This window comes from Aldersonia sp. NBC_00410 (assembly GCF_026342035.1).
GTDB lineage: Bacteria > Actinomycetota > Actinomycetes > Mycobacteriales > Mycobacteriaceae > Aldersonia.
In genome coordinates this window covers 1-13,454 of record NZ_JAPENM010000017.1, presented here as the reverse complement: position 1 = coordinate 13,454, position 13,454 = coordinate 1, and the positions used below count along the sequence as shown (strand labels likewise).

The 13,454-nt window shown below is 66.5% G+C and carries 12 protein-coding genes; 6 read left to right on the top strand and 6 right to left on the bottom strand.

Translation table 11 applies throughout. The annotated features are described in order from the left end of the window. The first annotated feature begins 20 nt into the window (after positions 1 to 20). The gene (locus OG921_RS25880) at positions 21 to 449 is read left to right on the top strand and encodes a CBS domain-containing protein (RefSeq protein ID WP_266115424.1); all 429 of its coding nucleotides are present in this window, start codon (positions 21 to 23) and stop codon (positions 447 to 449) included. 28 nt (positions 450 to 477) lie between these two features. Then, positions 478 to 945 carry an Hsp20/alpha crystallin family protein gene (locus OG921_RS25875; RefSeq protein WP_266115423.1) on the top strand — a complete coding sequence of 156 codons (468 nt, stop codon included), beginning with the start codon at positions 478 to 480 and terminating at the stop codon, positions 943 to 945. Positions 946 to 967: 22 nt separating this feature from the next. Here OG921_RS25875 and OG921_RS25870 read toward each other — a convergent pair whose 3' ends face one another. The 3 genes from OG921_RS25870 to zwf are packed head-to-tail and all read right to left on the bottom strand — an operon-like array spanning position 968 to position 5,605. Beyond that, positions 968 to 2,272: a chloride channel protein gene (locus OG921_RS25870; RefSeq protein WP_266115422.1), complete on the bottom strand. Its 1,305-nt coding sequence runs from the start codon at positions 2,270 to 2,272 to the stop codon at positions 968 to 970. A 4-nt stretch (positions 2,273 to 2,276) separates the two neighbouring features. After that, entirely contained in the window at positions 2,277 to 4,181 is a 1,905-nt protein-coding gene (locus OG921_RS25865; RefSeq protein WP_266115421.1) for a glycoside hydrolase family 15 protein, read from the bottom strand. Further along, positions 4,178 to 5,605: a glucose-6-phosphate dehydrogenase gene (gene zwf, locus OG921_RS25860; RefSeq protein ID WP_266115420.1), complete on the bottom strand. Its 1,428-nt coding sequence runs from the start codon at positions 5,603 to 5,605 to the stop codon at positions 4,178 to 4,180. Before zwf ends, OG921_RS25865 begins: the two co-directional genes overlap by 4 nt. Positions 5,606 to 6,038: 433 nt before the next feature. On the opposite strand from zwf, the gene OG921_RS25855 reads away from it, so the two are divergent. Genes OG921_RS25855 through OG921_RS25845 form a run of 3 tightly spaced genes read left to right on the top strand, consistent with a single transcriptional unit; the run spans position 6,039 to position 10,076 of the window. Further along, entirely contained in the window at positions 6,039 to 7,598 is a 1,560-nt protein-coding gene (locus OG921_RS25855) for a GMC oxidoreductase (RefSeq protein WP_266115419.1), read from the top strand. Positions 7,599 to 7,617: 19 nt separating this feature from the next. Further along, entirely contained in the window at positions 7,618 to 9,069 is a 1,452-nt protein-coding gene (locus OG921_RS25850) for a cytochrome ubiquinol oxidase subunit I (RefSeq protein WP_266115418.1), read from the top strand. Next, entirely contained in the window at positions 9,066 to 10,076 is a 1,011-nt protein-coding gene (locus OG921_RS25845) for a cytochrome d ubiquinol oxidase subunit II (protein ID WP_266115417.1), read from the top strand. The genes OG921_RS25850 and OG921_RS25845 overlap by 4 nt, the downstream gene beginning before the upstream one ends. A 41-nt stretch (positions 10,077 to 10,117) precedes the next feature. On the opposite strand, the gene OG921_RS25840 is transcribed toward OG921_RS25845, so the two are convergent. Beyond that, positions 10,118 to 10,996, bottom strand: coding sequence for a glycine-rich protein (locus OG921_RS25840; protein WP_266115416.1), 879 nt, complete (start codon positions 10,994 to 10,996; stop codon positions 10,118 to 10,120). A gap of 84 nt (positions 10,997 to 11,080) precedes the next feature. Then, on the bottom strand, positions 11,081 to 11,854 hold the full coding sequence (locus OG921_RS25835) for a hypothetical protein (protein ID WP_266115415.1): 774 nt from the start codon (positions 11,852 to 11,854) through the stop codon (positions 11,081 to 11,083). Between the two features lie 137 nt (positions 11,855 to 11,991). Between OG921_RS25835 and OG921_RS25830 the strand changes: the two genes are divergently transcribed. Next, positions 11,992 to 12,558, top strand: a complete 567-nt coding sequence (locus OG921_RS25830) for a TIGR03086 family metal-binding protein (RefSeq protein WP_266115414.1) — start codon at positions 11,992 to 11,994, stop codon at positions 12,556 to 12,558. A gap of 14 nt (positions 12,559 to 12,572) precedes the next feature. Here OG921_RS25830 and OG921_RS25825 read toward each other — a convergent pair whose 3' ends face one another. Continuing rightward, positions 12,573 to 13,337: a glutamine amidotransferase gene (locus OG921_RS25825; protein ID WP_266115413.1), complete on the bottom strand. Its 765-nt coding sequence runs from the start codon at positions 13,335 to 13,337 to the stop codon at positions 12,573 to 12,575. Positions 13,338 to 13,454: the final 117 nt, after the last annotated feature.

The window sequence follows — 13,454 nt, the reverse complement described above, 5'->3', positions numbered from 1 at the left end:
AAACCGGATCGAGGTGCCGGATGAGAATCTCGGACGTGCTTCGGCACAAGGGCTCCGCGGTCTGCACCGTCGCCCCGTATACCCCGATGCTCGACCTGCTGTCGCTGCTGCACGAGCGCAACATCGGCGCGGTGGTGATCACCGACGGAGACAGCGTTGTCGGCATCGTGTCCGAGCGCGACGTGGTGCGCGGTCTCCGCGACCGCGGCGCGGATCTGCTCGGTCTCTCGGCCGGCGACATCATGACCAGGACGGTGCTGTTCTGCGACCCTGGCGACACGGTGGACAGCCTCGCGGAAACCATGACCGAACGGCGGATCCGGCACGTCCCCGTACTCGACGGTGGTCGTCTGACCGGCATCGTCAGCATCGGCGACGTGGTCAAGAGCCGCATCACACAGTTGGAGAACGACCGAGAGCAGCTCGAGTCCTATATCGCCCGGGGCTGATCGGCCGCGCGCGAAGAACCGAGGAGCGATGAGCACCATTTCCGGTCGCACCCCGCAGCCCGTTTGGCACGGTTTCGCCGACTGGTCGATGTCACCGGACTGGTCCGAGCTGATGAACCGGTTCGAGACCGTCTCGCCGTGGCCCGCGCCGGGCCGCACGCTCCGGCTCGAGGTGCGCCGCGAGCCCGACTGCTACACCCTGCGGGCAACGCTGCCCGGTGTCGATCCGGCACGCGACATCGACATCACCGTATGTGACGGCAACCTGACCATTACCGCCGAACGTATCGGAAAGCGTTATGCCGGAGAGCGATCCGTAGTCCGCCGGTGCAGGATGCAGCGGTCGGTACCGTTGCCGCCCGGCGCGATGGCCGCAGAGATCGCCGCTGAATATGTCGAAGGTGTTCTGACCATCCGTATTCCGGTGTCGGGTAATGCCAATCCGGGGCGACGGGTTCCGATCGTGACGGGCGGGGAATGCGCGGATCGCAGGTAGGACAACCGCTGCGGTGCGAATATCAGTGTGGTGCAGGTTCTTCCGGTACCGTGTCAGGACTGGGAGTGAGCCGGACCGTGATGACGTAGGAGACCACGACAGCGACGATCACGAGCGGCATGACGGCGACGCCGTCGGAGGCCAACAGCAACGTGGCAAGCAGTACCGAGGTCATCGGCAGCTTCAGCATCCCCGCGGACATCGCACCGACGCCCATGGCTACTCCGGCGACGAGTGGAAGGCCGGGTAGGTGTGACAGCGCAATTCCGCCGGCCCCGCCGAGGTACAGAGCGGGAAAGACCGGGCCACCGCGGAAACTGCTCAGCGCGGCGCCGTAGGCCAAACCCTTGCAGACCATCAACAGGAGCAAGGCGCCCACCGTGTAACCGGATGCGCCCGTGACCAATGGGCCGAGTCCGGACTGGCCGGAAAACAACACGTCGGTGGCTTCGTGATCGGTCAGCTGCTCGTAACCGATGGCGAGCCCGGCGGTCAACAGACCGATCACCGGCATCAACAACAACATTCGTGGTTCGACGCGCGGCCGCAGAAATAGGGCGAGCCGGTGGATGGCGACGGACGCGAACGCACCTGCCACCCCGATTACGAGCGCCCAGCCGAACTCCGCCAGGTTCGGTCGATCGAAGTCGGGCAGGTCCGGTATCGACAGCGCGAACGTGCCCCACCCGGTCCACGAGTCCAGTCCGAGAAACACCAGCGACCCGACACCGGCCGCGAGCAGGCCGGGCAGCAGCACGACCTCGAGCATCGCGCCCGCGAGCCCGGTCGCTTCCATCAGCAGGAAGGCGCCGAGCAGCGGCGACCCGAGCAGCGTGCTGATCGCGGCGAAACTTCCCGACGCACCGACCACGTTTCCGACCCGTTCCGGCGCGTTCGGCTTGGCGAGCCGCACGATCAGGAACGCGGCCCCGCCGCCGAGCGCGATCAGCGGTGCTTCGGGTCCGAGCACCACGCCCAGCGCCAAGGTCGCCGTTGCGGCGATCGCGACGCCCGGAAGCTCGGCTGCCGTCGGGGGCGCGGCGCCGGCCTTGAATCCATCGGCAGGGGAGTGTCCGCCCTTGCCCGGCAGATACCGGATTGTCGCTGCCACGAGCACGCCCGCCACGGTCAGCGGTACGACCGGCCACCACATCGGGTCGCCGATCGCGTCGGGCACGTCGACGAAGACCCAGTTCTGCAGCACATCGACGAGCTTGAGAAAACCGTATGCCAGTGCCGAAACCGGCACCCCGACGACCGCGGCGAGGATCAGCAGCGCGACATAGCCGCGACTGCGCATGACGGCAAAGGGATCGGGTGTGGTCACCGCGTCATGACAGTTCTGCCAACAGGTCGGTGAAGACGATGCGGCCCGCGGCCTCGATGAGGGCCAGGTGGGAGAAGGCCTGGGGGAAGTTGCCGAGGTGGCGCCCGGTACTGGTGTCGTATTCCTCGGCGTAGAGGCCGAGCGGTGAGGCGATGCTGATCAAGCGATCCATCAGATCCCGGGCACGCTGCGACTCACCGACGACCGCAAGCGCGGAAACAAGCCAGAACGAGCAGATCAGGAAGCTGCCCTCCTTGCCGGATAGGCCGTCATCGGTTTCGCCGGTGCGATAGCGCAGCACGAAGCCATCCTCGGTGAGGTCGTTCGCGATCGCCTCGACGGAGGCGCGCAGTCGCTCGTCGTTGGCGGGGAGAAAGCCGAAAACCGCCGCCAGCAGGGTCGAGGCGTCGAGTGCGTCGGTGTCGTAATGCTGGCGCAACACGCCGTCGCGGACACCTTTCGCGAGTATGTCGGCATGGATCTCCTCGGCGGTCGCACGCCAGGTGGCCTCCGCGGCCTTGTCCCCACGGATCTCGGCGATCTTCGCGGCGCGGTCCAGGGCTACCCAGCACATGAGTTTCGAGGAGACGTAGTGTTGCGGCGCGCCCCGTGCCTCCCAGATGCCCTGGTCGGGCTCACGCCACACGTCGGTCGCACACTTCGCCTGGGTCTGCACGATTGGCCACAGCCGACGCGGGAGCCGCTTGCTTCGCACCGAATGCAGCAGGATCGAGTCGAGTACGGCACCGAACACATCGTTTTGGCGTTGGTCGAAGGCGCCGTTGCCGATGCGGACGGGGTAGGCGCCTGCGTAGCCGGAGAGGTCTTCGCGGAGGGTTTCGGTAAGGTCGCGGCGACCGTCGATGCCGTACATGATTTGTAGGGCGCCATCGGAATTGGGTTCGAGGTCGGCGACGAATTGCATGAATTCGTTGGCCTCCCAGTCCAGGTTCAGGTAGTGCAGTGCTTGCAGGGTGAAGGTGGAGTCGCGCATCCAGGTGTAGCGGTAGTCCCAGTTGCGTTCCCCGCCTGGTGTTTCCGGGAGTGAGGTGGTGAGTGCGGCCACGGTCGCGCCGGTGGGCAGGTAGGTGAGGCCTTTGATGGTGAGCGCGGAGCGTTGGATCGCGGCGCGCCAGGGGTGGTCGGGGAAGCGGGCGCGTCCGAACCAGGAGCGCCAGAACTCGGTGGTCGCGTCCAGGCGCGTCAGTGCGTCGTCGAGTGTTTCGGGGCCGTCGAGTCCATCGGCCCAGGACAGGGCGCAGAACAGTGATTCGCCCTTGGTCAGGGTGTGGCGGGCGCGGACCCGGCCGCCCTCGATGCCGAGGGCCATGTCGGTGCGCAGCCGCAGGGTTTGTCCCGCGCCGGTGGCGTCGGCGGTGTGCCGGCTGTCCTCGAGCAGGGTCCAGTCGGCTTCGGTGCGGCCGTAATCGAATACCGGTTCGCAGACCAGCTCGATTTCGACGTTGCCCGACAGGCATCGGACGGTGCGGACGAGCATGTGGTCGGCGTCTTCGTCGGCGGGTGGTCTGGTGTGGGGGGTGGTGGTGTCCTCGCCGCGGGTGGGTCCCATGGTCAGTGCGGTGCGGACTTCGACCCATCCGGTCGACGTGTTCCAGGTGGTGGCGATGGTGTTGGTGCCCGGTTCGTAGTGTCGGGCGGCGGGCACGTTGATGCCGAACGGGCCGAGGCGGAACACTCCGGCTTCGCGGTCGAGCAGGGAGCCGAACACGCTGGGGGAGTCGAAGGACGGGACGCACAGCCAGTCGATGGCGCCGTCGGCGGCGATCAACGCGCCCGTATGACAGTTCGACAGGAACGCATAGTCGGCAATTGGCGGGAATGCCGATGGTGCCGCCGCACTCTGTGGCTGACCCTCAGATTTTGCGTCGTCGGGGTCGGCGGGGCTCATGCCGGCACCCACGGTTCGTGCCAGCGATCCTGTCCCGGCAACAGCTGATTCGGCGGACCCCATGACCCTTTCGCATAGGGCTGCACCGGTGGCGGCGCATCGAGCAGGGGTTGCATCACGCGCCAGGCTTCTTCGACGCCGTCCTGGCGGGTAAATCGGGCACTGTCTCCGGTCATGGCGGCGTGCAGCAGCACCTCGTAGGGGGTGGCGCCTTCGCCGCCTTCGTCGGCGAATTCCATGTCCAGCGTGATCGGTTCGGGTTGGGTGCCTTCGCCGCGTTGGGCTTCGGCTTTGATGCGGATGCCGGTCATCGGGTCGAGTTTGATCACCAGTTGCGCCGGTTCGGGTTGGTGTTCGGCGTCGAAGAACCACACCCGCGGGGGGCGACGGAACACCAGTCGCAGTTCGGTTTGGGTGACCGGGAGGCATTTGCCGGTGCGTAGGTAGAACGGCACCCCGGACCAGCGCCAGTTGTCGACCTCGAGGCGCAGCGCCAGATACGTCTCGGTGGTCGAGTCCGCTGCCACTCCCTCGACGTCGCGGTAGCCCTCGTACTGTCCGCGCAGGTAGTGCGCGGGGTCGGCCGCGGGGATGGCCCGGTAGACGTTGACCATCGCGTCTTTGAGTGCGGCGGCGTGCGGAGACGAGGGTGCTTCCATGGCGGCGGCGGCAACGAGTTGCATCATGTGGTTGACCACCACGTCGCGCAGCGCCCCGACGGGGTCGTAGAAGTGGCCGCGGTCGGCGACATCGAAGCTTTCGGCCATCGTGATCTGTACCTCGGACACGTACTGGCGGTTCCAGATGGGTTCGAAGATGGCGTTGGCGAAACGCAGGTACAGGGTTTCGGAGAAGCCTTTTTTGCCGAGGAAGTGGTCGATCCGGAACAGCTGTGACTCGTCGATGTACTGGTGGATCTGGGCGGCGAGTTCGCGTGCCGAGGCGAGGTCGTGGCCGAAGGGTTTCTCCACCACCACCCGGGCGGTGTCGGTGAGCCCGGCCTCGGACAGGCCCTTGATCACAGTGGCGAACAGGAATGGCGGCACTTCGAGGTAGAACACCGGTTTGCGTGCCCCCGACAGTTGCCGCGCCAGTTTCGCGAACGTCTCGGGTTCACCGAAATCGCCACCGATATAGGCGAATCGCGCCGCGAGCCGCTCGAAAACTGCCTCGTCCAGGGGCTCGTGTCCGGCGGTCTCGATCGAGGTGCGGGCCCGCTCGACCAGATCCGCGACAGTCCAGTCGTTCGCCGCGACACCAACAATCGGGCACGCCAGCAACCCACGACGCTCGAGCCGATACAACGACAGAAACGTCATGACCTTCGCCAAATCACCAGTGATCCCGAAGATGACCAGCACATCGGCTGCGTTCTGCTCACCCGTGGCCGCGGGCTCGGTTCCAGTACTCACGGAGCTTGTCATCGGCACGTCTCCTTCGGACTTCGGTGGCGCCCAGACATGCTCATGCTGCACCCAGTCGGTCGGAACGTCGGCGCAGCCGCGTGAATTCCTGGTGAACTCCTGCAGCGTCGACAGGTGGTTGGAGCGCCCAAATCCCCTCGGGGACAAGATAATCGCCCGAGGCGCACTCGCCACGTATCCGGTCTTCCTCGGTGCCCTCGCGTATCGAATTGTCCGGGCTGGAGCCATATCTCCCTGGTATCGTACTGAGTCATCGCCCATCGCGCTTGCGTTTTCACTCGCCGACCTTCCTTCGGTGGCCATCGAGCGCGAGCCAACGACGTCAGGGGCGGGATGGGGACCAGTCACCCTCGCCGACCGATGTTCGGCCGAGTCGTCTTGTTCGACATGTTGAACGGGTTCATAGGTTTTGCAACGACCGAGGAGAACCGTTGTGACCAACAATGATCAATACGACGTCATCGTGATCGGAACTGGGGCCGGTGGCGGCACAATCGCGCACACCCTGGCCGCGTCGGGGAAGCGGATCTTGCTGCTCGAACGGGGTGATTTCCTCCCGCGCGAGACCGAGAACTGGGACTCCGAAGCGGTATTCCTGAAAGGGCGCTATATCTCCGCCGACACCTGGACGGACGCGGACGGCAAAACCTTCCAGCCGCAGGTCCATTATTTCGTCGGCGGCGCGACGAAGTTGTACGGTGCGGCGCTGTATCGGTTGCGACCCCAGGATTTCGGCGTGATCCGGCACGTCGACGGAGAATCGCCGGCCTGGCCCCTCGATTACGACGATTTCGAGCCCTGGTACACCAAGGCCGAGTGGCTTTACCAGGTCCACGGCAGCCACGGCGCAGACCCGACCGAAGGGACCTGGTCGCGGCAATATCCGTGGCCGGCGGTGTCACACGAGCCGAGGATCCAGGAGATTTCCGACTCCCTGGCCGCGGGCGGTTACCACCCCTTCCCGGCACCGTGCGGAATCCAGCTCGACGAAGCGGACCGGGCCCGCAGCACGTGTATCCGATGCACGTGGTGCGACGGCTACCCGTGCCTGGTGCACGCGAAGTCCGATGCCGAGACGATCGCCGTGCGCCCCCTGCTGACAGCGCCGAACGTGACGTTGCTCGTCGTTGCCGAGGCGGTGAAACTCGAGACCGACCCGACCGGCCGTACGGTCACCGGAGTGGTCGTGTCCCACGGCGACGAACTCGAGCGCTACCGAGGCGACATCGTTGTGGTAGCTGCGGGTGCCTCGAACAGCGCCAAGTTGCTGCTGCAATCCGCCAACGACCAGCACCCCCGCGGACTCGCCAACGGCTCGGATCAGGTCGGGCGAAACTACATGTTCCATAACTCCAAAGCCGTGGTGGCGCTGGCCAAGGAACCCAACGACACGGTTTTTCAGAAAACCTTGGGTATCAACGACTTCTACTCAGCCGGGGACGCGTCCGAGTTTCCGCTGGGGAATATTCAGATGGTCGGCAAGTCCAACGGTTGGGCGATGAAGGGCGAAGAGCCAAAGCTCACCCTCCTCGCGCCACACTGGAGCCTGGACGAGGTAGCCGAGCACGCCGTCGATTTCTGGCTCACGACCGAAGACCTGCCCGACCCGGCCAACCGAGTCACACTCGACGGCCAGGGCCGAATTGTCTTGAGCTACACCTCCAACAACGACGCCGAGGCCGACGGCCTGTACCACGAACTGAAGAAGATTCTCAATCATGTCGGCATGGCGCAGCACCACGTCCTGCGCAAGAACTTCTACATGAGTATGGACATCCCGGTCGCCGGTGTCGCCCACCAAGCCGGGACCTGCCGATTCGGTACGGACCCGGCGACGTCGGTCCTCGACGTGAACTGCAAGGCACACGAACTCGACAACCTCTACGTCGTCGACTCGAGCTTCTTTCCCAGTATCGGCGCGGTCAATCCGGCTCTCACGGTGATGGCCAACGCAATCCGCGTCGGCGAGCACCTGACCGAGCGCCTCGGATGAGTCGAGGGGGAGTGCCGCGATGAGCGCGGCGCAGGTTCTCCTCTCGATGCCCGAGGTCAACCCTGTTCCGTGGGCGCGCGCGCAGATGGCGTTCACCTTGGCGTTCCACATCATTCTCGTACCGCTGGGTGTTTCGTGGGCGTTCATGACGCTCGTCGCCAACTACCGGGCGGTCAAACACGACGATGCCGACGCCTTGCTGCTCGCGCAACGGTGGTCGAAGTATATGGCGGTGACCTTCGCCGTCGGGGCGGTCACGGGAACCGTCTTGAGCTTCGAATTCGGTTTGCTGTGGCCACGATTCATGGGCGAGTGGGGTGAGGCGTTCGGTGTGCCGTTCGCTTTCGAAGGTCTGTTCTTCTTCACCGAAGCGGTCTTCGTCGCGATCTACATCTACGGTTGGCGGCGGCTGAAACCGTGGACCCACTTCGTGACGGGGATTCCGATCGTGCTCGCCGGAATCCTCGGTAGTGCATCCGTCGTCGCCGCGAATGCGTGGATGAACTCGCCATCGGGCTTCACCCTCGACTCGAATGGCGTTGTGGTGGAGGTCGACCCGATCGGGGTGATCTTCAACAAATCGATGCCCTTGCAAGCCGCGCACATGATCTTGGCCGCCTACGTTGTCGGCGGCTTTCTGGTCGCGTCCGTGTACGCGGCCGGCATGCTGCGCGGCCGGCACGACCGCTATCACCGGGTCGGTTTCCTCATCGCGTTCACGGTGGCGTGCGCGACGATCGTCCCGCAGATGGGCGTCGGTGACTCGTTGGCGAGGTGGGTGTACAACAACCAGCCGACGAAGTTCGCAGCGATCGAACTCGTTCCCACGACAAGCAGCGACGTGCCCGAGACCCTGCTCGGTCACCTGAATGAGGACGGAACCGTGCAGGGCGGGCTGCCGATACCGGGACTGGCGTCGTGGTTGTCGGACCCGTCCACCGGAAAGTCAACCGTCGTACAGGGTCTGGACACCTGGCCCGCGGAGGATCGCCCGACCGTCTCGCAGGTGAATACCGTGCACTTGGCGTGGGACGTCATGGTCGGACTGGGCACGCTGCTGTTCCTTATTGCCGTCTGGTACGCCGCGAGCTGGATATTTCGCCGGGACATGCCCCGTAGTCGCTGGTTTCTGCGAATCGCCGCGTGTTGCGGTGTGCTGGCGGTGATCACGATGGAGGCCGGCTGGGTGGTCACCGAGGTCGGGCGGCAACCCTGGATTGTCTACAACTATATGAAGGTCGAGGACGCCGCCACCGGCAACACCGGCGTGTGGATCACCTTCGTCGCGGTGGTCCTCCTCTACCTCGTCCTTGGGGTGACGACGATTCTCGTATTGCGCGGCATGAGCAGAAGGGCACGGGTGGCCGACTCGGCACCGGGCCATCCGGGCTCCGCGGGGTTCGCCGACCACGATGTGCCCTACGGGCCGAGCGAACCTCGCGATACGCCGGAACAGGTGTCGGTCGAATGAGCACCGCCATCGCGGCCACGCTGTTCGCGGGGGTCATTGCCTACGCGTTGTTCGGCGGCGCGGATTTCGGCGCGGGTTTCTGGGACCTGATCGCCGGCGGCACCGCGCGCGGAGAGCGGCCGCGGGGGGCGATCGACCGGTCGATCGGGCCGGTGTGGGAGGCCAACCACGTGTGGTTGATCTTCTGTTTCGTGGTGCTGTGGACCGCATTTCCGAGCGTGTACGCATCGATCACGCTGACACTGTTCGTGCCCCTCACACTTGCGGCCCTCGGCATCGTGGCGCGCGGGTCGAGCTTCGCGTTTCGCAAGTCCGTGTTCCGGACGCGGGATCAACGCAGGTTCGGCGCCGCATTCGCTACATCCTCGGTGCTGGTGCCGTACTGCCTTGGTGCTGTGGCCGGAGCCATCGCCGGTGGCAAGGTCCCGCCGGGAGGGGAAGCGGGCGACCCGGTCGAGAGTTGGGTCAACCCCGTCTCGATCCTCGGCGGAGTGCTCGCCGTCGTCCTTTTTGCCTACCTTGCCGCGGTCCGCCTGACCAGTGACGCCCGCCGGATGGGCGACGACGACATGGCCGCCTACTTCCGCCGACGCGCCGTCGTGTCGGCGATTGTGGCCGGGATCGTCGTCGCGGCGGGAACTCCGATCCTCAACGCGGATGCCTCATACCTCTTCGACGGCTTGACATCTCGCGCACTACCCGCCGTGATCGTGTCGGTGGTGTGCGGTGGAGCCTCGCTCGCGCTCATCCTGCGCGGCAACGACCGATTCGCCCGTCCACTGTCCGGCGCCGCGGTGGTTGCCGTGGTCGCCGCGTGGGGCATCGCGCAATGGCCCTACCTGCTCCCGGAGACCACCAAGGTTTCCGAGGCGGCGGCGCCCAGTGGGACGCTGACCGCGCTGCTGGTCGCGGCCGTGGCGGTTGCGCTGATCGTGCTCCCTGCGATGGCGTTGCTCTACGTACTCGACCAGAAGAACCTGCTGCCGGAGGAGGGTGTCGACAGCTGAACGCTCCGCTCACGGGATGCGAGCGATGCAACTCGCCGCATTCAGCCGAGCGAGCCCGGGAAGCACAGCGATCCGAAGCAGCACTGTGATGGGTCGGCGTAGGTGATCGTGACCGAAGGCGGATCGGTGCTGAGTTCGACGCTGTCGCCCAGCGACGATCCGCCACCCCCGCCACCGAACGCGCCGCCCCCGCCACCGGCCCAGCCGCCGCCTCCGCCGCCCCAGGCCGAACCGTTCGGGTATCCCGCGGCATTGCCACCGGCTCCCGAGTTGCTTCCGGGCGCCCCGCTCTCGGTCGCGTAGGTGCCACCCGCGCCGGGAACCGCCCCGACCGCGCCGCGACCGCCCGGGAAGTACGTTCCGTTTGCGACAACGGAGTCGGGCGACCCGTTCTGTCCGGCGCCTCCACCGGGCGTGAATCCGTAGCCGCCACCCCCGCCGCCACCTGCGACCACGAGGCGACCGGCGGATCCGCTACTGCCGTCGGCGACGGCCGATGCGCCACCGCCGCCGCCCCCGTACGGGTTGCCGCCATGGCCGCCCGGGCCTGCGCCGGAGCCGCCGAGCCCCGCGCCCGATGCCGGGGTCGGCCCGCTCGCGCCGTTGTGTCCCGGCTCGGCCACGGTGACCATGAGCGTGGCACCCGGCGCGACGGCGAGCTGTGCTGTCACCTTGGCGCCCCGGCCGCCCTTCGACCCGTCCGCGTGGTCGCCGCCCTTGCCGCCCACCGCGACGACCGAGATCGACGTGCGCCCGGGCGGGACGGTGAAGGCGTAGGCCCCAGGGGCCGCGTACGTGGCAATGCCCGGCTGGCAAAATGGATTCGCTGCCGCGGGCGCCGGTATCGCCAAGGGCGCCGTCGCCAGGGTGAGTAGACATGCCCACATAACGGAACGACGTGCGGTCCGGTCGATGATCATCGCGGCCCCTCTCGGCTGTCGGCCGCTTCAGCATGCGAGGAGTTTTCGAGCGGGTCGCGCGTAGTCACCTACTCGTTTCCGTGGTCACCGGGGTGCATCTTGCGCCCGTAGCGCCGATGCGATCACGTCACCGGCACTGGCGAGGGTGGCCTCGATCTGCGCTTGGCCGGCGCTCCGCGCGGCGTCCATGTCGCCGGTACCGGCCAGGGTCGTCGCGGCCGTCTCGGCCGCCGCGGTCGCACCTACGAGCAGCGATTCCGGGGCCTGAAACAACACGGCGGACGCGAGCCGGATCTGATTCACCAGAGCGTCCTGCGCCGCGTCGTCGGTCTCGACGGTGGGTGGTGGATTTCTGGTCAGGGGCTTGTCGAGCGAGGCAGCAAAATTCGCTCGGAAGGTATCGAATGCGGCCGCGGGAGACGGACGGTCCGGCGCCTGCGGTTCGGTGATCGCGGCCAAGACGTCGGTCGCTTCGACCACCGCGACCTCGAACGCATTCTGCGCGCGGGGGAGCACGCGGTTGAGGTCGTTGTCGATGATCCCGGTCATCGCGGCGTTCGCGGACCGGGCCACCGATGCCGCCGCCGTCCCCTGCGCACGCGACTCGGAGCCGGTCGCCGCGAGCGCTGCCGAATAGACCCCCGGTGCCTGCAGCGCCGCGACGGGCACGTTCACCACGCCCTGGAGCAGATACGGGCAGATCGCTTCGCAGTTCTGAATCTGATTGCGCCAGAACTTCGCGACGAGCGCGCCCGGCGGTGGTGGTTCGGGTTCGGCCGTGGCCAGTCCGGGAGCCGCCGCGCAGACCCCGGCCACACCAACGATGAAAATCGTGCAGATACGGGCCGACCACAGCATCGTCGCTCCCAACTTCGGCGGTGACGGTCTCACGCGCATTGACCGGGACACGTTCTTGCCTGCAGTTCGGTTCGAAGACGTAGCGTGCGGGGCCACATTCGCCGTCCGCGGTCAAGCGACGGGCGTAGCCTCGCTGCGTGACGGTGGTAGTCGAGGACCTCGCGCGGGCAAGCGACACGGTTGGTGACGTGATCGCGCACATCGCCCCGGATCAGTGGGAGTTGACCACGCCATGCACCGAGTGGAACGTGCGCCGGCTCGTGGGGCACCTCGTCGCGGGAAATCTGATCTTCGTCGCCCGGCTCGGCGGCGGTGCGATGCCGGAGCAGGGCTCCGACCTGCTCGGTGACGACCCGACGGCCGCATTCCGGGAAACAGCCGCCGACCTGCAGGCGGCCCTCCGTGGGCCGGGCGTGCTGGACCGGCGTTACCCCGGACCGTTGGGCGTCGTCACGGGCGCCGAAACCCTGCAGATCCGGCTCTACGATCTGCTTGTCCACGGCTGGGATCTGGGCCGGGCCACCGGTATCGCCGCGGATCTCCCCAATGACCTTGCCGCGCAGTCGCTCCTGTTCGTTCGCGACCAGCTTGCCACGATGCCGCGCACAGGACGCTTCGCCGAACCACAGTCCGTCGCGCCCGGCGCGCCGTCGATCGACCAGCTCGCTGCGTTTCTCGGCCGGCAGGTCGAGCCGAGCGGCTAGCCCGCCCGTTCCGGTCATCGACGATCGACAGGCCGCCCGTATCGTTGGACGAACCGGCGCAGGATCGCCGGTGGATGCGTCACATTCCGTTGTCGTGCAGCTACTTTGAGAGTTTCCGCGGTCTCGGGTGGAAAGTAGCCGTGGTCGCTGTAGACGTCGATCCGGGTGCAGATCCCGTCGGCGTCGAGTTCGGGGTGGAACTGGGTCGCGTACGCATTCTCGCCGACGCGAAAGGCCTGCACCGGGCATTGTGCCGACGATGCGAGCGCGACCACGTGCGGTGGCAGTACCGTCGCCCCTTCCTTGTGGCCGCCATAGGCGTCGAAGACCTCGGGTAGGTCCACGAAGATGGGGTCGCGGCGACCGGCTGCCGTAAGGGTGATCGTCGCGGCGCCTACCGGCTCGCTGTAGGTCCGGTCGATCGTCGCACCGATGACAGTGCCGAGAGTGCCGACGCCATAGCAGCATCCGAGAAAGGGAAGGTCCCGATCGACGATGGTGCCGATCAACGGCAACAACTCGCGCTCGATCCGCAGTTGTGTCCCATCCTTCTCCGCCGGGGGATCGCTGACGTTGAAGGGCCCGCCGCCGAGGATAATGCCCGACCAGTCGGCCAGGTCGATCGTGCCCAATTCCTGTTCGGTGAGGCGGATGCGCTGCAATCCGGTGGCGTCGAGTCCGCCGAAGCGCATCACGGCGCGGTACTCGTCGTCGGCCGCCTCGTCCTCGGCGCGGATCGACAACAGCAGAAATGGTGCGTTGTCGACGGTCGTTCGCAACGTTTAGGCCTGTTCGTCATGGGGTATCCATGTGCACTTTATGCCGGGGGGTGCGACTGCTTGGGGGAGTTGGACGAACTGGAACGGGGGCCGTCGACGATCCGCTCGATTCCCCGC

Excerpts from the sequence above, each read along its gene's own strand:
- OG921_RS25880 (WP_266115424.1), top strand. The coding sequence starts at position 21 with ATGAGAATCTCGGACGTGCTTCGGCACAAGGGCTCCGCGGTCTGCACC.
- OG921_RS25875 (WP_266115423.1), top strand. The coding sequence starts at position 478 with ATGAGCACCATTTCCGGTCGCACCCCGCAGCCCGTTTGGCACGGTTTC.
- OG921_RS25865 (WP_266115421.1), bottom strand. The coding sequence starts at position 4,181 with ATGAGCCCCGCCGACCCCGACGACGCAAAATCTGAGGGTCAGCCACAG.
- zwf (WP_266115420.1), bottom strand. The coding sequence starts at position 5,605 with ATGACAAGCTCCGTGAGTACTGGAACCGAGCCCGCGGCCACGGGTGAG.
- OG921_RS25850 (WP_266115418.1), top strand. The coding sequence starts at position 7,618 with ATGAGCGCGGCGCAGGTTCTCCTCTCGATGCCCGAGGTCAACCCTGTT.
- OG921_RS25845 (WP_266115417.1), top strand. The coding sequence starts at position 9,066 with ATGAGCACCGCCATCGCGGCCACGCTGTTCGCGGGGGTCATTGCCTAC.
- OG921_RS25840 (WP_266115416.1), bottom strand. The coding sequence starts at position 10,996 with ATGATCATCGACCGGACCGCACGTCGTTCCGTTATGTGGGCATGTCTA.
- OG921_RS25835 (WP_266115415.1), bottom strand. The coding sequence starts at position 11,854 with ATGCTGTGGTCGGCCCGTATCTGCACGATTTTCATCGTTGGTGTGGCC.